Origin of the sequence: Xanthomonas sp. SI, assembly GCF_014236855.1 — a bacterium.
In the GTDB taxonomy this organism is placed as follows: domain Bacteria; phylum Pseudomonadota; class Gammaproteobacteria; order Xanthomonadales; family Xanthomonadaceae; genus Xanthomonas_A.
Window position 1 is genome coordinate 763,847 of sequence record NZ_CP051261.1, and the last position, 19,366, is coordinate 783,212.

General features: G+C 69.2%; 9 protein-coding genes. 7 read left to right on the top strand and 2 right to left on the bottom strand.

Annotation, left to right across the window (positions count from 1 at the left end; all coding sequences use genetic code 11):
- Nucleotides 1-227: 227 nt before the first annotated feature.
- The 6 genes from HEP75_RS03405 (at nt 228) to HEP75_RS03430 (ending at nt 16,427) form a co-directional block, all read left to right on the top strand.
- Entirely contained in the window at nt 228-7,862 is a 7,635-nt protein-coding gene (locus HEP75_RS03405; protein ID WP_185825457.1) for an SdrD B-like domain-containing protein, read from the top strand.
- Entirely contained in the window at nt 7,859-11,233 is a 3,375-nt protein-coding gene (locus HEP75_RS03410; protein ID WP_185825458.1) for a hypothetical protein, read from the top strand. The genes HEP75_RS03405 and HEP75_RS03410 overlap by 4 nt, the downstream gene beginning before the upstream one ends.
- A gap of 10 nt (nt 11,234-11,243) precedes the next feature.
- On the top strand, nt 11,244-12,263 hold the full coding sequence (locus HEP75_RS03415) for an OmpA family protein (protein WP_185815172.1): 1,020 nt from the start codon (nt 11,244-11,246) through the stop codon (nt 12,261-12,263).
- Nucleotides 12,264-12,914: 651 nt separating this feature from the next.
- Nucleotides 12,915-13,706 carry a lipo-like protein gene (locus HEP75_RS03420; RefSeq protein ID WP_185825459.1) on the top strand — a complete coding sequence of 264 codons (792 nt, stop codon included), beginning with the start codon at nt 12,915-12,917 and terminating at the stop codon, nt 13,704-13,706.
- A gap of 196 nt (nt 13,707-13,902) precedes the next feature.
- On the top strand, nt 13,903-16,164 hold the full coding sequence (locus HEP75_RS03425) for a methyl-accepting chemotaxis protein (protein WP_185826476.1): 2,262 nt from the start codon (nt 13,903-13,905) through the stop codon (nt 16,162-16,164).
- A gap of 122 nt (nt 16,165-16,286) precedes the next feature.
- On the top strand, nt 16,287-16,427 hold the full coding sequence (locus tag HEP75_RS03430; RefSeq protein ID WP_185825460.1) for a hypothetical protein: 141 nt from the start codon (nt 16,287-16,289) through the stop codon (nt 16,425-16,427).
- Nucleotides 16,428-16,464: 37 nt separating this feature from the next.
- On the opposite strand, the gene HEP75_RS03435 is transcribed toward HEP75_RS03430, so the two are convergent.
- The gene (locus HEP75_RS03435) at nt 16,465-17,190 is read right to left on the bottom strand and encodes an SOS response-associated peptidase family protein (protein ID WP_185825461.1); all 726 of its coding nucleotides are present in this window, start codon (nt 17,188-17,190) and stop codon (nt 16,465-16,467) included.
- Nucleotides 17,191-17,432: 242 nt separating this feature from the next.
- On the opposite strand from HEP75_RS03435, the gene HEP75_RS03440 reads away from it, so the two are divergent.
- Complete coding sequence (locus tag HEP75_RS03440; protein WP_185815176.1) at nt 17,433-18,074, top strand: DUF6766 family protein; 642 nt, start codon at nt 17,433-17,435, stop codon at nt 18,072-18,074.
- A gap of 291 nt (nt 18,075-18,365) precedes the next feature.
- Here HEP75_RS03440 and HEP75_RS03445 read toward each other — a convergent pair whose 3' ends face one another.
- Nucleotides 18,366-19,268 (bottom strand): manganese catalase family protein, encoded by a 903-nt coding sequence (locus tag HEP75_RS03445; RefSeq protein WP_185825462.1) that lies wholly within the window; start codon nt 19,266-19,268, stop codon nt 18,366-18,368.
- Nucleotides 19,269-19,366 lie beyond the last annotated feature (98 nt).

Consider the following 19,366-nt stretch of genomic DNA (forward strand, 5'->3'; position numbering starts at 1 on the left):
CCTCGCCTGCGCTTTCGGGGTGGGTACCGATCCCGATCGTCAGCGCGCTCCGCACGGCCTAGGCCTGGGGCGCCGGTTCGTGGGTCCGGCTTGGATGCTTGGGGAGAGAGAGGCACATGGATCATCTGATGCGCGGCAGCCGTGCGGCTGCACTGCGGGCGTGGGCGCGTGCCGCCTGCGAATACCACCGGACCACGGCGTCGTCGGGGCGACGCTTGCGGTTGCTGATGGCCGTCCTGCTGTCGGCCGCGCCTGCGCTGGCCGCGGCCGCGGACCTGCAGATCACCAACCTGTCCGACACCGGCTACGATCCGACGCCGGCCGGGGGCAACGTGGTCTACAGCGTTACCGTCGAGAACAGTGCCGCCGATACGGTCAACAACGCGGTGGTGATCTTCGACCTGCCCGCCGGTGCCCAGGCGGGCTCGCCGTTGCCGTCGTCCTGCAGCGTGGCCGCCGGCAACGCGCAGCGCATCGAATGCCGGGTCGGCACGCTGGTCGGTACCTTTTCTTCCAACGGCGCGCCGGTGACCTTCCAGTTGCCGGTGAGCACGGTCGGCCTGGTCCCGGGCACGATCGAGATCCGCGGCGCGATCGGCGTGGAAACCGGCCTGCCCGCGGCGAGCACGCCGATCGCGTCGCTGGCCGATGCCGATCCGTTCTTCGCCGGCGACAGCAACGCGGCCAACAATCGCCGCCTGGAAGCGACCACGCTGGAATCGGCGGGCGACCTGAGCGTGGAGAAGACCGCCACGCCGAACCCGGTCGTCGCCGGCGCCGAGGTCACCTATACCGTCACCGTGCGCAACGCCGGCCCCAGCGCTTCGGCCGGCTTCACCGTGGTCGACACGTTGCCGGCCGCGGTGCAGTACGTGGCCAACAGCTTCAATGGCAGCGGCTGGACCTTCAACAGCGGCAGCATGACCGCCACCCACGCCGGCGCGCTGGCCAACGGCGGCAGCAGCAGCTTCACCTTCCGCGCCCGGGTCACCGCGGCCAGCGGCAACATCGTCAACACCGCACGCGTGCAGGCCGGCTCCACGCCGGATCCGTTGCCCGACAACAACACCGGCAGCGTGACCACCACGGTCACCGCCGGCGCCGACCTGGCGCTGAGCAAGAGCGTCAACCCCTCGCCGGCGATCTCCGGCCAGCCGGTCACCTTCAACATCCAGGTGCGCAACCAGGGCCCGAGCGCCGCGCTCAATCCGCGCTTCGTGGACAACCTGCCCACCGGCTTCCTGGCCAGCGGCGGCACCGTGCCGGCCGGCTGGACCTGCACCAACAGCAACGGCAACGCCACCCGCACCTGCGCATTGAACGGCAGCCTGGCGGTCGGCGCCGTGGCCGATTTCACCATCGAGAGCACGGTGCCGGCGTCCGGCACCAACAGCAGCGGCGACGTCACCAACAGCGCCACCGCCAGCTCCGACACGCCGGACGCGAACAGCACCGACAACACCGGCAGCACCACCTTCACCGTGCTCGCCGACGGTGCCGACCTGTCGTTGCAGAAGACCAAGACCCCGGCGCTGGTGCCGGTGTGGAGCGGCGTCGGCAGCGATCTGGACAGCCGCATGACCAGCAGCATCGTCGTGCGCAACATGGGTCCGCGCCCGGCCACCGGCCAGGTGCAGACGGTGGATACGCTGGCGACCGGCGAAGAGCTGTTGCAGCCGGACGGCAGCGTGGCGCAGCCGGGCGTGGCGTTCGCCAGCGGCGCGTGGACCTGCAGCGTGGACCAGGCCTACAGCGGCTCCAGCGTGCAGCACGTGACCTGCGACCTCGGCGCCGGTTCGCTGCCGCTGGCAGTGGGCGCGCAGGCGCCGACGCTGCAGTTGCTGACGCGTGCGCGCAGTTCCTCGGCCAACCTGCTCAACAACGCCTGTACCGGCGGCTCCGGCGGCTCGATCGAGCCGCTGACCGGCAACGGCATCGACCGCGACCCGGAAACCGGCAACGACTGCTCGGGCGCGGGCACCCGCACCACCGACGAGCGCGCCGACCTGTCCATCGCCAAGCAGACCAATGGTGCCGGCGCTGCCGACAACGTGCTGGCGGCCAACCAGGACACGCTCAGCTACACCCTGACCGTGACCAACAACGGCCCGGACAGCACCACCGGCGTGGTGGTCAACGACACCGTGCCCGGCTTCGTCAACGGCCGCACCCAGATCAGCGTGACCGCCGCCCCGGTCGGCTGGAACTGCGCCATCAACGGCGCCTCGGTGGTCTGCCGCTCCGGCACCAACGCACTGGCCAACGGCGCCAGCGCGCAGATCGTCATCCAGGTCAAGCGCGCGCTGTTCGACAGCTTCAACCAGCCCGCCGGCACCTGCGGCGGCACCGCCATCAGCGGCGCGTTCTGCAACACCGCCGGGGTCGGCATCGATGCGGCCGTGGCCGGTTCGGTGGGCGAGCTCAACGGCAACAACAACCAGGCCTCGGACTGGATCCGCATCGCGCGCGTGGCCAACGTCGCCACCACCGCCAAGACCATTTCCTCGGGCACGCCCGGCCGCGCCGGCGTCAACACCACCTATGTGATGTCCTACATCAACCGCGGCCCGTCGACGGTGCCCGGGGTGATCTTCCGCGACGTGTTCACCCTGCCGGCCAACGATTCGGGCTTCGTGCTGGTGTCCGCGCAGCGCACCGGCGCCGGCACCAAGGCCTGTACTGCCACCGCTGGCGCCGGGGTGACGGTCACCGTCGATGCCGGCGGCACCTCCTATGCCAACCCGACCGGTTCGCCGGCGCAGGTCACCGTGCAGTGCCCGGCGCTGCCTTCGCTCACCAACGAGCAGACCGAAACCCTGCAGGTGGTGATCCGGCCCAACGTCAACAGCGGCAACACCGGCCGCCAGTTCGACAACATCGCCGACTTCGTGGTGGACATCGATGGCGACGGCAACGGCGATGCCACTGCCGGTACCGACGGCGACGGCAACACCTACGACTTCAATACCGACACCAGCGACGACAGCAAGAGCGCGCAGCTGCCGTTCGAGGCCGGCCAGGTCGACCTGATCACCAACAAGGTGGACACCGGCTTCACCGGCGGCGTGGACCCGCTCGGCTTCGACGCGACCAATGCCGCGGCGAACCTGATCACCTACCGCATCACCATCCGCAACAACGGCCCGTCGGTCGCCACCGACGTGCGCCTGGCCGACACTTTCACTCCGCCATCCGGCCGCACCGTCACCTTCATCGGCGCCTCGGCCACGCCCACCGGCACCTTCGATCCGGCCGCCTGTTCGGTGACCTCCGGCAGCAACCCGACCGTGGGCGCGGTGCAGGTGCTGAACTGCCTGATGCCCGGCATCGGCTTCAGCACCAACGTCGCCGGCGTGGTCGCGTCCGGCCAGACCAGCACGCTGTACCTGCGCTACCGCTACGACACCCCGCCCGGCGCGGCCGGCGACACGGTCAGCAACCTGGCCCAGGCCACGTCCGCCGAAACCGACAGCAACACCGCCAACAACGGCGCCAGCCAGGAAACCACGATCCGCGCGTCCGCCGACGTGGGCGTGAGCAAGCACGTGGTCACCACCGCGCCCGACGCCGATCCGGATGCGGCGCTGCCGGCCAACGCCACCTCGGTGGGCCTGCGCCAGCCGTTCTTCTACGTGATCGACGGCGTCAACAACGGTCCCGGCGCGAGCCTGTCGCGCGACCGCAGCGGCAGCAGCCCGCTCAACGGCACCGGCACCGTGGTCAGCGACACGCTGCCCGCCGGGCTGGTGGTCGTCGGCCAGGTGACCTGGCAGAAGAAGGGCCCGATCCCGGGCGGCGGTGGCGGCGAAGTGCCCAACGGCACCGGCAGCTGCACCCAGGCCTCGGCCACGCTGACCTGCAACCTCGGCGACGTCACCGTCAGCGGCAAGCTGCGCATCGTGGTGCCGGTGCGCTGGGATACCTATCCGGGCGCGTCGGCGATCAACAACACCGCCACCATCACCACCGAGCAGGTCGATCGCGTCCCGCCGAACAACACGTCCACCGTGCCGATCCTGGTCACCCGGGCGTCGCTGGCCGGTACCGTGTTCGAGGACCGCGACCGCGCGGGCGGCAACGGCGGCGTGCGCCAGAACGGCGAACCCGGCATCGCCGGCGTGACCATCGTGCTGAGCGGCACCGACGCCTACGGCAATGCGGTCAACCGCAGCACCACCACCGCGTCCGACGGCAGCTACAGCTTCGACAACCTGTCGGCGGCCGGCGCCAGCGGCTACACGCTGACCCAGACCCAGCCCACCGGCTATCGCAATGGCCCGGTGGATCCGCCGGCCGCCGGTGCCAGCGCGCCGTCGCTGGGCGGCACCTATGCCGCCGGCAGTCCCAACTCCAGCTACACCACGATTCCGGTCGGCGCGACCGACGCGGCGGTGCGCTACGACTTCCCGGAAGTGCGTCGTCCCAGCCTGTCCGGCCGGGTCTACGTGGACCTGAACTTCAACAACGTGCGCGACGGCGGCGATCCGGCGATCGCCGGTGCCACCGTGGAACTGCTCGACGCCACCACCGGCGCGGTGCTGGCCACCACCAGCACCGACGGCAACGGCGCCTATCGCTTCGACGACCTGGATCCGACGCTCACCTACAGCGTGCGCGAGCCGCTGCCGAGCGGCCAGTACAGCAACCGTCCCAGCGCGATCAATCCCGGCCAGATCGGCGGCGCGGCGTGCGCGGCGGCCACCTGCGTGCCCGGCACCGCGGTAGCCGCCCCCGGCGGCCCGGATGCGGCCAGCACCGACCGCATCTCGCAGATCCAGCTGGGCGCAGGCCTGGACGGCACCGAGTTCAACTTCGGCGAGAACCCCAGCGGCAGCGCGATCCAGGGACGGGTGTGGCGCGACGACGACAACGACGGCGTGATCGACCCGGCCGAGACCGGCCTGGCCGACGTGGAGCTGGTGCTGACCGGCACCGATCAGAACGGCCAGGCGGTCAACCTGACCACCAAGACCGATGCGACCGGCAACTACAGCTTCATCGGCCTGCTGCCGGGCACCTACACGGTGACCGAGCCGACCCAGCCGACCGGCACCCTCAACGGCAAGACCGTGCCCGGCGACAAGGGCGGCACCGCCACCGGCGTGACCACCACGCCGTCGGCGATCGCCACCATCGTGCTCGGCGCAAACCAGCAAGGCCAGCACTACGACTTCGGCGAAGTGGCGGCGGCCTCGCTGTCCGGCCGCGTGTACTACGACAACGACGACAACGGCGTGGTCGGCAGCGACGAGTCGGGCATCGCCAACGTGCGCGTGGTACTGACCGGCACCGACGATCTCGGCGCCGCGGTGCAGCTGAGCGTGCAGACCGACGCGCAGGGCCACTACCGCTTCGAGAACCTGCGTCCGGGCACCTACACGGTGACCGAACCCGATCAGCCGGCCGATACCCGCAACGGCATCACCACGGCCGGTACCGTCGGCGGCGCCACGCGCGGCGTGGCGACCCCGCGCGAGACCGTGCCGTCGGCGATTTCCGCGGTGATCCTGGCTCCGGGCGCGCAGTCGATCGACAACAACTTCGGCGAGATCGCCAACACCCCGGACCTGGTCGTCAGCAAGCTCGCCGACCCGGTCAAGTTCACCGTCAACAACACCGCCAGCTACACGATCAGCGTGCGCAACATCGGCCCGCGTCCGACCGCCGGCGTGTACCAGGTGCAGGACCGCCTGCCGCCGGGCGTGACCCTGGCGGCGCTGCCCACCGGCAACGGCTGGACCTGCACCGGCGCGGTCGGCGGCGACCGCTTCAGCTGCGATGCCAGTACGCTGATCGCGCCTGCACAGACCGCCAGCGACCGCATCAAGGTGCAGGTCGCGGTCGGCGCGGCCGCGGCGACCGGCACTCCGGTCAACAACGCGGTGCTGGTGCAGGGCGGTGGCGAAGACGCCACGCACAGCCCGACGCCGGCCGAACGCGGCGCGTTCGAGGGCGACGTGACCCAGCTGCCGGTGTGCGATCCGGCGATCACCCAGAACGCCTGCCGCGTGCCGACCCAGGTGCAGTTGGCGGCCTCGGTGTCCGGCACGGTGTGGTTCGACGTGGGCAGCGACGACACCCTGCTCGACGGCGGCGATCGCCGCCTGCAGAACTGGATCGTCGAACTGGTCGATCCGACCAGCGGCCAGGTGGTCAAGACCACGCTCAGCGCCGCCGACGGCAGCTACCGCTTCGGCGACGTGATCCCCGGGCAGAAGTGGCACATCCGCTTCCGCGATCCGAGCTCCGGGATCATCTGGGCGTTCCCGGTCAGCGGCGAGACCGCTTCCGGCGCCGCCGCCCCGTGCGCGGCCGACGCGGCGATCAGCAACGGCAGCAACAGCTCGTGCCGGGTCAGCGACGGCGGCATCAGCCAGCTGGAAGTGGTGCTCAAGGCCGGCGAGAACCTGCCGCAGCAGAGCCTGCCGGTGGATCCGTCGGGCGTGGTCTACGACGCGGTCACCCGCGACCCGGTGCCCGGTGCGATCGTCACCCTGGCCCCGGTCGGCGTCTGCGCCGGCTACGACCCGGCCACCAGCCTGCTCAACACCGCGGCCGGCGGCTACCGCATCGACGGCAACGCGGTGTCGATGACCGTTGGCAACGACGGCTACTACCAGTTCCTGTTCGGCCCGGCGGCGCCGGCGCGCTGCGAGTTCGCGCTGACAGTGACCCCACCGGGCGGCTACGTCTTCGTTTCCACGCTGATCCCGGCCGAAGGCAGTTCGCTGTCGCCGCCCGGCGCGGTGGGCAGCAACTACCAGGTGCAGCCCAACGCGCTGGCGCCGACCGGTCCGGTCGGCACCGCGACCCAGTACTACCTGCAGCTGTTCGCCGGGTCGGCCACCGCCGGCATTGTGCACAACCACATCCCGCTGGACACCGCGGTGGCCACCGGTTTGGCCATCACCAAGACCGGCGACCGCCAGACCGCCGAAGTGGGCGATACCGTGCAATACACCATCACCATCCGCCAGACCGCCGGCAGCCCGCTGCAGACGGTGAACGTGGTCGATCGCCTGCCGCGCGGCTTCACCTACATCGACGGCACCGCGCGCGCCAACGGCGTGGCCGTGGCCGCGCCGCTGGGCAAGCCGGGCCCGACCCTGGGCTTCGCCACCGGTCCGATCCAGGTCGGCCAGCAGATCGCGCTGACCTACCGGGTGCGTATCGGCGTCGGCGCGCAGCAGGGCGACGGCATCAACCGCGCACAGGCGCACGGCTGCTCGATCGCCGGTGGCTGTATCGATCCGGTCTCGCTGCAACCGCGTTCCGGTTCGCTGCCGTCCAACCAGGCGCAGTACCGCGTGCGCGTCAGCGGCGGCGTGTTCACCGAGGAGGGCTGCGTGCTCGGCAAGGTGTTCGTGGACTGCAACGTCAACCACGTGCAGGACCGCGAAGAGCTCGGCATTCCCGGCGTGCGTTTGTACTTCGAGGACGGCACCTGGGTGATCAGCGATTCGGAAGGCAAGTACAGCTACTGCGGCCTGCCGCCGCAGAGCCACACGCTGAAGGTCGATGCCAGCACGCTGCCGGTCGGCTCGCGCCTGACCACCAGCAGCAACCGCAACCTCGGCGATGCCGACAGCCTGTTCATCGATCTCAAGAACGGCGAGCTGCACCGCGCCGACTTCGTCGAGGGCAGCTGTTCCAACCCGGTGATCGAGCAGGTCAAGGCGCGCCGCACGCAAGGCGAAGTGCGCGCGCCGGAAACCGAAACCGGCCACGCGCCGCTGCGCTTCAGCAGCAAGCCGCTGCGCGCGCCGCAGCAGGGCACCGACAGCCCGGCGCAAGCGCCGATCGTCAAGCCACGCGGCACCCCACCGCCCGATGTCACCGTTCCTGCGGAGGTGCAACCATGAGCCGGCCCGTCACGACGCGCCGCCTGCCGCGGCTGACCCTGCTCGCCTGCGCCCTGGCCGCGCTGCCGGCGCTGGCCCAGCAGACCGTCGGCAGCAGCCGCTTCACGCCGGTGCTGGGCGAGGCCGGCACGCTGTACCCGCGCACGCCGAGCAGCGCCGATGCCGCCGCGCAGACGCTGGCGCCGCGCGGCACGCTCGACGCGCATGCCGCGCAGGGCATGGACCAGGTGCAGGTGGAGGTCGACCGCGATGGCGCGCCGGCCGACGGCCAGACCCCGGTGCACGTGACCGTGCGCCTGCTCGACGACGCCGGCCAGCCGTTGCAGGGCGAAACCTTCGCCACCGTCGAACACACCGGCGGCCGCATCCTGCTGCCGGGCTCGCGCACCGACGAACTGGGGCCGGGCGCGGCCGATGCCGACAAGGTCACCCCGGGCGTGCAGCTGCCGGTGCGCGACGGCGTGGCCGAGTTCGACCTGCTCGCGCCGGACCAGCCGCAGGACGTGGTGCTGCGGGTCACCGCCGGCGGCCACAGCGCCGAAGGCACGATCGGGTTCGTGCCGGAAATGCGCGAGATGATCGCCACCGGCCTGATCGAGGGCGTGGTCAACTTCGGCCGCCGCGACAACAGCGGGCTGATCGCCCCGGTCGACCACGACGACGTGTTCGAACGCGACATCCGCCGCTGGGAAAAACAGTTCAACAACGGCAAGGCCAACGCCGCCGCGCGCACCGCGTTCTTCGTCAAGGGCCGGATCAAGGGCGAATACCTGCTCACCGCCGCCTACGATTCGGACAAGGACGTGCGCGGCCGCCTGCTGCGCGACATCCAGCCGGAAGAGTTCTATCCGGTGTACGGCGACTCCTCGCTGCGCGGCTTCGACGCGCGTTCGGCCGAGCGCCTGTACGTGCGCGTGGACAACCGCCGCAGCTATCTGCTGTACGGCGATTTCCAGACCGGCGACACGCTGGCCACCGCGACCGGCGTGGGCGCGCGCAGCAGCATGCCGCAGCGCAGCCTCGGCACCTACAACCGCACCGCGACCGGCCTGGGCTGGCACTACGAGAACGCACGCGTGCGCTCCAACGTGTTCGCCATCCAGGACTCGCTGCGCCAGGTGATCGAAGAATTCGCCAGCCAGGGCAGCGGCCCGTACGCACTGCGCAACAACGCGGTGCTGGAAGGCAGCGAGCGGGTGGAAGTGGTCGTGCGCGACCGCAACCAGCCCTCGCGGATCGTCTCGGTGCAGCCGCTGGCGCGGTTGGTGGATTATAGCTTCGAGCCGTTCTCGGGGCGCATCCTGCTCAACCAGTTCCTGGCCACGTTCGACAGCGACCTCAATCCGGTGTCGCTGCGCATCACCTACGAACTCGACCAGGGCACCGAGCGCTTCTGGGTCTATGGCGCCGACGGCCAGCTGCGGCTGACCGATGCGCTGGAAGTCGGCGGCGCGGTGGTGGACGACCGCAATCCGTTCGCCGAATTCCGCATGGGCAGCGTCAACGCCGGCTACCGTTTCGGCCCGAATACCGCGATGGCGGTGGAGTTCGCGCGCACCCAGAGCGAGATCAACACCAACTCGATCAACCAGGTCGCCACCCCGGGCCTGCAGGATCTCAGCGGCCGCGTCGAAGGCGATGCGTGGCGCGTGGAGTTCGGCCACGACGGCGAAAAGCTCGACGCTAACCTGTTCGCCGCGCGCACCGATCCGGCGTTCAACAACCCGGCCTCGCCGCTGTTCGGCGGGCGCGGCGAGTACAACGCCAAGATCGACTATCACCTGACCGAGCGCGTGGACCTGTACGCCGAAGGCCTGCGCAGCGAGGACCGCAACCCGGACGGCGGCAAGCGCGATGCCGGCGGTGCCGGCGTGCGCGTCGGCGCCACCGAAAAGCTCACCCTGGACTTCGGTGTGCGTTCGATCCGCGAGACCGTCGGCGCGTACTCGCCGTGGTCCTCGGGCCTGGGCTACGGCAACACCGGCGGCCTGACCGGCGGCTTCGCCACCGGCTCCGGCGGCGGCGCGCTCGGCTACGGCCAGCAGCCGCTGGATCCGCTGACCGGCCTGCCGGTGATCGGTTCCAGCAGCGCCGTCACCGGCACCGCCAGCGACCTGCCGATCGGCACCCGCCTGGAATCGGACAGCGCCCGCATCGGCGCCGGCTACCGCGTCGGCGCGAAACTGTCGCTGGGCGCGGAGTACGAGCAGAGCGTGTCCGGCGAAGGCCGCAACCGCATCGCCGCCGGCGTCGATTACCAGGTGCTGGAACGCAGCCGCCTGTACGGCCGCTACGAAAAGCAGACCGGCCTGACCAGCGCCTACGGCATCACCACCACCGACCGCGAGGCCGATGCGCTGGTGTTCGGTATCGACAGCAGCTATGTGCGCGACACCCAGGCGTTCTCCGAGTACCGCATGCGCGATGCGATCAGCGGCCGCGACGTGCAGGCCGCCTCCGGCATCCGCAACACCTGGGACGTGCGCGAGGGCGTGCGCCTGAGCAGCTCGGCCGAACACGTCAAGGTGTACGACGGCAACACCGGCGATGCCACCGGCCTGGCGCTGGCGCTGGACTACGGCGTCAATCCGCTGTGGCGCGGCTCGGTGCGGGTGGAATACCGCATCAGCGGCGACGTCGCCCAGACCGCGACCGACGAGGCGTTCGACACCACGCTGGTGCAGTTCATGCTGGCGCGCAAGCTCAGCCGCGACTGGACCCTGCTTGGCCGCAACTACCTGCTGCAGACCGACTACGCCGCGCGCGGCGACGTGCTGCAGAACCGCTTTCAGCTGGGCGTGGCCTACCGCGATACCGACACCAACCGGATCAACGCGCTGGCCCGCTACGAGTACAAGCTGGAGCGCGACGAGAGCGGCTTGACCCTGCTCGACGGGCAGGTGGTGGACGGCAGCAGCCAGGACATCAGCAGCCGTGCGCACATCGTCTCGACCCATGCCGACTGGCATCCGTCGCGGCCGTGGTGGCTGACCGCGCATGTGGCCGGCAAGTGGCAGCAGGACCGTTTCGCCTATGCCGACGGCGGCCGCGTGGACAGCCGCTTCCATGCGGTGCTGGTGTCCGGGCGGGTGGTCTACGACATCACCGAAAACTGGGACATCGGCGTGCTCGGCTCCACCTTCCGTGGCCAGAGCGGTTCCAACCAATACGCCTACGGCATGGAAGTGGGCCGGCTGCTGCGCCAGAACCTGTGGCTGTCGGCCGGCTACAACTGGTCCGGCTACACCGCCGACCGCGACCTGTCCGGTTACGAGTACACCCAGCAGGGCGTGTTCCTGCGCCTGCGCTTCAAATTCGACGAAGACCTGTTCCGCCGGGATCCGGTCCGTTACCGCGACCCGGCGCGCTGAGGAATCTATGATGACCACGACCCACTCCCGCTTCGTCCTGTCCCGCACCGTCGCCGCCGCGCTGCTGCTCGGCGCCTGTGCCGCCGGCAACGCGCAGACCCAGTTGCTGCCGCAGCAGCAACGCATCAGCGACGAGGCCATCGCCGCCGACCTGCACGGCTACCAATCCGTGCAGGACCGCATCCAGGCGCTCAACGACGGCGGCCGCCCGGTGCGCGACTACGCCTTGTCCAAGGCGCAATGCTGGCTCGACGTGTCCTTCCACGAATACACCCGCAACGACCGCAGCGCGTTCCCGCAAGGCGCGCTGAGCGAGTCGGAGAAACTGGTGCAGCTGATGGAGCAGGGCGCCACGACGATCCCGACCGAGACGCCTCTGGTCAACGACGCCAAGTACTTGCGCGACGATTTGTGGCAGCGCCTGCGCGCGCTGCACGGCACTGCCGGTTTCAGCTGCGCGCAGCAGGCCGCGGCCTGCGGCGAGGTCGAGCTGGTGCACGCCGGCAACGAGTTCAACCAGCAGCAATGGCGCCATTCCAAGCCGTACATCCAGATCGCCGAAGACCTGGTCAACGATGCCGAGGCGCTGGCACGGCAGTGCGGCGGGCCGGAGCGGCCGGACACGCCAGCGGCGGCGCCGATCCCGCTGGTGGCCAACGTGCTGTTCGAGTTCGACCGCGACGGCTACAAGGACATCCGCACCCATTCGCTGGAAAGCCTGGATCGCGCGCTGGCGCGCATCGCCGAAGAGAAGCTGACCTTGCAGAAGGTGGAGCTGGTGGGCCATGCCGACCGCATGGACGGCCGCGGCCACGACTACAACCAGGGCCTGTCCGAGCGCCGCGCGCGCACCGTGCGCGAACTGCTGATCGGCCGCGGCGTCGCCGCCGACCGCATCCGCTATGAATACCGTGGCGACAGCCAGCAGGTGCAGCAGTGCGCCGGCGTGACCCCGCGTGCGGCCTTGCTGGAGTGCCTGCTGCCGAACCGCCGCGTCGAAGTGCGACTGGTGGTCGGCCGCGGCGACTGACGCCGCGTTCAAGTCCCTCTCCCCCCGGGAGAGGGGTTGGGGAGAGGGTACGGCGCGAAGCGTCTCGCGGAGTTTGGGGGGCGCGATGCTTCGCCCGTACCCTCATCCGCCCCTGCGGGGCACCTTCTCCCGGTGGGAGAAGGGGAGCAGCCGTAGCCCCTCTACCTCAAGGAGAGGGGTTGGGGAGAGGGTACGGCGCGAAGCGTCTCGCGGAGTTTGGGGGGGCGCGATGCTTCGCCCGTACCCTCATCCGCCCCTGCGGGGCACCTTCTCCCGGTGGGAGAAGGGAACAGCCGTAGCCCCTCTCCCATTGGGAGAGGGGTTGGGGTGAGGGTGCGACGCGAAGCGTCTCGCGGAGTTTGGGGGGCGCGATGCTTCGCCCGTACCCTCATCCGCCCCTGCGGGGCACCTTCTCCCGGTGGGAGAAGGGAACAGCCGTAGCCCCTCTCCCACCGGGAGAGGGGTTGGGGTGAGGGTACGGCGCGAAAGCGACTCGCGGAGTTGGTGCACGAGGCGGCAGCCGTACCCTTATCCGCAGGAAGGACGCGCTGTCGGCCGCCCAGCACTCAAGAATTCCCCAGCAGCGCCGCCATCATGGAGAAGCGAAGTCGCTTTCGCCGCCCGGATCGGGCTGTCCATGAGGGAACGCGCATGCTGTCCTTGCCACGCCTGCTGGGTCGTCACCTGGCCAAGTTCCTGTCCAAGCCGCGCCGGCACCGCTCGGAACTGCCGACCAGTCCGCCGCAGCTGCTGCAGGCGACCTTGCGCAAGGGCGACGTGCTGCTGGTCGAGGGCAACAGCCGCTTCTCCACCGCGATCAAGTACCTGAGCCAGTCCACCTGGTCGCACGCCGCGCTGTACATCGGCGATCACCTGGGAACGGCGTCCGACGCGGACGCGCCGACGTTCTGCGACGTGGACATCAACGTCGGCGTGCGCCTGATCGGGCTGAGCGAATTCGCCGGGCTGCACACACGCATCTGCCGTCCGGTGGGGCTGGGCGCCGAGGAGATCGACGCGGTGGTCGACTACATGGTCAGCCGCGTCGGCAACAGCTACGACCTGAAGAACATCCTCGATCTGGCGCGCTATCTGATCCGCACCCCGCCACTGCCGTCGTCGGTGAAGCGCCGCTTCCTGGAACTGGGCAGCGGCGAGCCGACCAAGGCGATCTGCTCGACGCTGCTGGCGCAGGCCTTCGGCGCGATCCGCTATCCGATCCTGCCGGAGATCGGCAGCGTGCCGGTGCCCGATGCGCAGGATGCGGAGATCCTGCACAACCGTCATCACAGTCTGTATCTGCCGCGCGACTTCGACGTCTCGCCCTACTTCAACGTGGTGAAGCCGCGCCTGCAGTCCGGTTTCGATTTCCATCGCCTGATCTGGCAGGGCGATGCCGGCGAAGACGTGGCGCAGCGTCAGCGCGTCGCGTCGGTTGCCTGAAAACGGGATTGCAGCCCGGCGTCGCCTCGGCCCGAAAGGCAGATCTTCACCGTTGCCGCAACGCAAACCGCGTATCCGATCACAACACCTTCAGCTTGCGGTGCGGGCAAGCGTCAAGTTTGAAACGACTGCGGCCGATATCAGCAGACATACATCATCGATATCGCTCAGGATCGCCATGAATCCCGTCCATTTCCTGCGTCGTCGCATCGCCAATCTGCCGATGACGCGCAAGTTCGTCGTGCTGTGCACCCTGCTCGCCATCGGCGTGATCCTGCTCGCGGTCGCCGCCGCGCGGCTGCAATACCTGGACCTGGTGGATGCGCGCAAGCAGACCGTGAAGACCCAGATCGACATGGGCATGAGCGTCATCGAGCACTATGCCGAAAAGGCCAAGCGCGGCGAACTCACCGAGGCGCAGGCCCAGGACGCAGCCAAGTCGGCGCTGGCCGACATGAAGACCAACGGCGGCGTGGACTATTTCTTCATGCTCGACCCGCAGATGCGCATCCTGATGCATCCCAAGCGCAAGGTCGGCACCGACATGAGCGACTACAAGAGCGATGCCGGCGAATACGTATACCGCGACATCCGCACCGCGGTGACCAGCGGCGACGGCTTCAGCTACTACAGCGCGCCCAAGCCGGGCAAGAAAGAGCAGCTGCCGAAGATCAGTTACGCCAAGCTGTACCCGCAGTGGAACTGGGTGCTGGTGATGGGCGTGTACGCCGAGGACATCCAGGTCGAGGCGCTGGGCTTCACCAAGATCCTGACCATCATCGGCGCCGCCCTGGTCGGCCTGGTGGTCGGGCTGTGCTGGCTGATCGCCAGCGCCATCGTCACCCCGCTGCGCGCGGCCACGCGCACCGCCGAGGCCATCGCCTCTGGCCGTTTCGACAACACCATCAAGGTGGAGTCGCGCGACGAGACCGGGCAGCTGATGACCAGCATGCAGCAGATGCAGACCCAGCTGCAGCGCTTCAACGGCGAGATGCAGACCCTGGTGCAGTTGCAGCAGGGCGACGACATCAGCCACCGCATGCCGGAGGATTTCCCCGGCGATTACGGCACCCTGGCGCGCGGCATGAACACCGCGCTGTTCGAACACCTGGACGCGATCATCGAGGCGATGGCGATCATGGGCGAGTACGGCCGCGGCGACCTGCGCCGCGACATGCGCCGTCTGCCGGGCCAGCGCGCCGCGCTGCACGAAGCGCTGGATGCGGTGAAGAGCAACCTGTCGGCGATCAACGGCGACATCGCGCGCATGGCCGATGCGGCGGCGCGCGGCGACTTCTCCGCACGCGGCGACGAAGCGCGCTACCAGTTCGCGTTCAAGGAAATGGTGGAAGCGCTGAACCGGCTGATGCGGCAGGCCGAAAGCGGCTTGGCCGACGTGGGCCGGATCATGGGCGCGATCGCCGACGGCGATCTGTCGCAGCGCGTGGACGTGCGCTACGAGGGCGCGTTCGGGCAGCTGGCCGATGCCGCCAACCGCACCGCCGAGCAGCTGACCACGATCGTGCAGGGCATCCAGCGTTCGGCCGAGTCGATCAACACCGCGGCCGGCGAGATCGCCAGCGGCAACAGCGACCTGTCGGTGCGCACCGAGCAGCAGGCGGCGAGCCTGGAAGAAACCGCCGCGTCGATGGAAGAGCTGACCTCCACGGTCAAGCAGAACGCCGACAGCGCGCGCCAGGCCAACCAGCTGGTGCTGGGCGCCGGCGAAGTGGCCGAGAGCGGCGGTCGCGTGGTCGAGGATGTGGTCACCACGATGGCTTCGATCAGTGCGGCTTCCGCGCGCATCGCCGACATCATCGGCGTCATCGACGGCATCGCCTTCCAGACCAACATCCTGGCGTTGAACGCCGCGGTGGAAGCCGCGCGTGCCGGCGAGCAGGGCCGCGGCTTCGCCGTGGTCGCCTCGGAAGTGCGCTCGCTGGCGCAGCGTTCGGCGGCGGCGGCCAAGGAGATCAAGACCCTGATCTCCGACTCGGTGCAGGAAGTGGAGCAGGGCTCGACCCTGGTCGCGCGCGCCGGCACCACCATGGCCGAGGTGGTGACCTCGGTGAAGCGGGTCACCGACATCATGGCCGAGATCTCCGCGGCCAGCGCCGAGCAGAGTTCGGGCATCGAGCAGGTCAGCAAGACGGTGATGCAGCTGGACGAGACCACGCAGCAGAACGCGGCGCTGGTGGAGGAAGCCACCGCGGCGGCGAAGAGCATGGAAGACCAGGCCTCGGACCTGACCCGCGCGGTGGCGGTGTTCCGCCTTGCCGGCGCCGCCAGGCCGGTGGCGGCGGTCGCGCCCAGGCCGGTGCCGGTCCAGGCCGCGGTCCGTCCGGTCGCCGCCGCACGCGCGCCGGTCAAGAAAGCGCCGGCAGCGGCCGCACGTCCGCTGGTGCGGAGCAAGCTCGGCGGCGCATTGGTGGAAAGCTCGGAGTGGGAAGAGTTCTGAGCCAGCGCCACGGCATCCGTGCCGGACGCCATTGCCGATGACGACGCCGATGCCTCAGTGCATCGGCGTCTTTGTTTTTGTGCCGGCCGCGGTTGGCGGCCGCGGCATCGCGGTGTGGCAGCGTGGGGCCGGATTGCGTCCGCGAGGCGCAGGCCGTGCGCGCGATCGGCGGCAAGCTGGAAGCCGGCCATGTGATCGCCTCGGCCGGCTGCGATCGCGGCCCGACCGACCAGAAGATGTTCGTCGCCGGTTTCGACTGGTGACGGTCGCGCGCGTGGCGCGACCGCGCCGGTGCAGGTGTCACTCGCCTTCGTCGTTTGCTTCCTCGTCCACTTCGGCATCATCGCCAAACCCTGGTGCATCGGCATCCACCGGCTCCAGCAAGGTGTAGTCGTTGCGCTCGCGGCGCTGGTAGGCCGACGACACCGGATAGGCCAGCAGCGGCGGTTGCGGCGCGCGTACCAGGAACGCGGTGGGAAACAGTCGTGGCCCGCGCAGCCAGCTGCGCCAGCGCTCGCCGCTCAGGAAGATCGGTCCGTCCGCGGTCAGCGGCGCCGGAATCGCGGCGTTGGCATGGGTCAGCACGCTGAAGCTGAGCAGCGCCGGTTCGCCGCGGTCCCAGCGTTCCCACAGCCCCGCCGCCAGCAGCACCTCGCCTTGCGCATGGTGAATGTAATAGGGCTGCGCCGGCTTGCGGCTGCGGTCCCACTTGTAGTACCCGGACAGCGGAATCACGCAGTGCTGGCTCTTCCACGGCGCGGCGAAGATACGGCTGCGCGCGGCGCGTTCCAGCCGCGCGGTGACGGTGGTGTACGGCGTATCCGGTGTCTTCGACCAGCGCGGCACGATGCCCCATTGCAGGCGCTGCACTTGCGCCGTGCCGTCGTGGCACAGGATCGCGGACGCGACGTCGCCCTTGCCCAGGTTGTAGTGGTCCGGGTAAGCCGCAAGGGCCTGGCGCAGCGGCGGCTCCAGCCGCGCGGGCAGGTCGTCCTCGATGCTGAAAGCCTGCACGAAGCGTCTCATCGGTTTCTCGCAGTGCGCACGCCCGCACCTTAGTGCGTGGGGTGGACAAGCCGAAGTGAAGACCCGCGGCGCGCCGGCACAGTGCACGGCCGGTAGTGTCGCCGCGACGCTGCGGCATCCGGCGCATCCGGTGCGCGCGACGCAACAGCTTCTTCTTCATCCGGCCTTTCGTTGGCCCTGGGCATAGTCGCCGCCGACCAAGGCGACCGCCACTGGGGCGGTGCAGGAGGAGACGTCCACGCATGTTCTTTAAACGCAACGGCTTGTCGCTGGTGTTGTTGGGCCTGACCCTGCTGTTCATCGGCGGCCAGGCGCTCAGCGGCCATCTCGCCTACAACGACGAACTGCGCCAGCAGGGCCTGGCGCCGCTGATGTTCTGGGAGTACCTGCACAGCGGTCATTTCATCGGTGCCTTGTTCGAGAACTGGGAAAGCGAATTCCTGCAGATGGGCATGTATGTGCTGCTCACGGTGAAGCTGCGCCAGTGGGGTTCTGCCGAATCGCGGCCGCTGCCGCCGGACGAGGAGCACGAGACCATCGCGCCGGGTACCACGCCGTGGCCGGTGCGTGCCGGCGGGCTCTGGCTGAAGCTCTACGAGCGCTCGCTGGCGCTGGCATTCGGCCTGCTGTTCCTGACCAGTTTCGTGCTGCATGCGCTCGGCAGCTGGCGGCACGAACTGGCCGAGCGGGCGATGCAGCGGTTGCCGGCGATTTCGCTGTTCGAGCACGTGACCGGCGCGCAGTTCTGGTTCGAATCGATGCAGAACTGGCAGAGCGAATTCCTCGCGGTGTTTTCCCTGGTGGTGCTGACCATCTGGCTGCGGCAGAAGGATTCGCCGCAATCCAAGCCGGTGCCTGCGCCGCACGCGCAGACCGGCGATTGATCGGACGTCGCTGCCGGGCCTGCTGCGTTCCGAGGCGACGGCGTATTTTTGTGCTGCTGGAGTGCGCCACGCGCGCATGGCCGACTCGAGCGAGCTGGCGTATCGACTCGGAAACAGCTTCGACTCCGATGATGTTGAATATTGTAGGAGCGACTTCAGTCGCGACAGGATGCTATCGACAGTGCCTGTCGCGACTGAAGTCGCTCCTACAAATGCGCACACCGCAGGCGTGGCCTGGCGCGTCCTGGCGAATCTACCGCCGCGAAGAACACATTGCCGCGGACCGCGCGATCACAGCTTGATATCGCCCTTGGTCGAACCCGCGCCCGGGCCGGCGCCCAGGTCGGCGCCGGTGGTCGGATCGCTGTCCTGCTGCGACATGGTGCGTGCCGCCAGCGCCTGCAGCGCGCTTTCCTCTGCCGGACTCAGGCCGACGCTCGGCACGCCGCTGCCGCCGTCCACGGCCGCCTGGCGGTTGCGATCGGACACCTTCTGCCACTGGCTGCCGCTGTTCCACGGACCGTTGATGTCGCCGTCGCCCTGCGACATGTCGTAGAACGTGTCGGTGAACATCGGCTCGCCCGGCAGCTTGCCCGGCGGGAAGTTCGGCTCGATCGCGTACAGCGCCTTCTCGAACGACTTCTGGTGCGCCACCTCGCGGGTCATCAGAAACTTCAAAGCATCGACGATGCCCGGATCGTCGGTGACGTTGATCAGGCGCTCGTAGACGATCTTGGCGCGCGCCTCAGCGGCGATATTGGAGCGCAGGTCGGCGGTGGGTTCGCCGATGGAATCCACATAGGCCCCGCTCCACGGCACGCCGCTGGAATTCACCAGGGCCGGCCCGCCGCCGTACAGGATCTGCTGGGTCTGGCTGGTGTTGTTGTTCCTGGTCAGGTTGCGCATCTCCTCGGCCTCGACCATGCCTTCGGACAGCACCGCCTTGGGGCCCTGATTGAGCATGGCGATGATCGACCCGATGATTTCCAGATGGCTCAACTCTTCGGTGGCGATGTCGTACAGCAGGTCTTTGCGGCCGGGATCGACTTCGCCGATGGCCTGGGTGAAATAGCGCATGGCCGCAGCCAGTTCGCCTTGCGGGCCGCCGAACTGCTCGAGCATCAGCGAGGCCAGCGCCGGGTCCGGTTGCGCCACGCGCACCGTGTACATCAGCCGTTTGTTGTGCATGAACATCGAATATCTCCTGGAGTGCCGCCCACGGCAAAGCCACGACGACCGACGATCGGGCGTCGTGGCCAGTGGGGGCGTCTGGGTATAAAAAGCCGCGGCAC

Excerpts from the sequence above, each read along its gene's own strand:
- HEP75_RS03415 (WP_185815172.1), top strand. The coding sequence starts at position 11,244 with ATGACCACGACCCACTCCCGCTTCGTCCTGTCCCGCACCGTCGCCGCC.
- HEP75_RS03440 (WP_185815176.1), top strand. The coding sequence starts at position 17,433 with ATGTTCTTTAAACGCAACGGCTTGTCGCTGGTGTTGTTGGGCCTGACC.
- HEP75_RS03435 (WP_185825461.1), bottom strand. The coding sequence starts at position 17,190 with ATGAGACGCTTCGTGCAGGCTTTCAGCATCGAGGACGACCTGCCCGCG.
- HEP75_RS03405 (WP_185825457.1), top strand. The coding sequence starts at position 228 with ATGGCCGTCCTGCTGTCGGCCGCGCCTGCGCTGGCCGCGGCCGCGGAC.
- HEP75_RS03445 (WP_185825462.1), bottom strand. The coding sequence starts at position 19,268 with ATGTTCATGCACAACAAACGGCTGATGTACACGGTGCGCGTGGCGCAA.
- HEP75_RS03410 (WP_185825458.1), top strand. The coding sequence starts at position 7,859 with ATGAGCCGGCCCGTCACGACGCGCCGCCTGCCGCGGCTGACCCTGCTC.
- HEP75_RS03420 (WP_185825459.1), top strand. The coding sequence starts at position 12,915 with ATGCTGTCCTTGCCACGCCTGCTGGGTCGTCACCTGGCCAAGTTCCTG.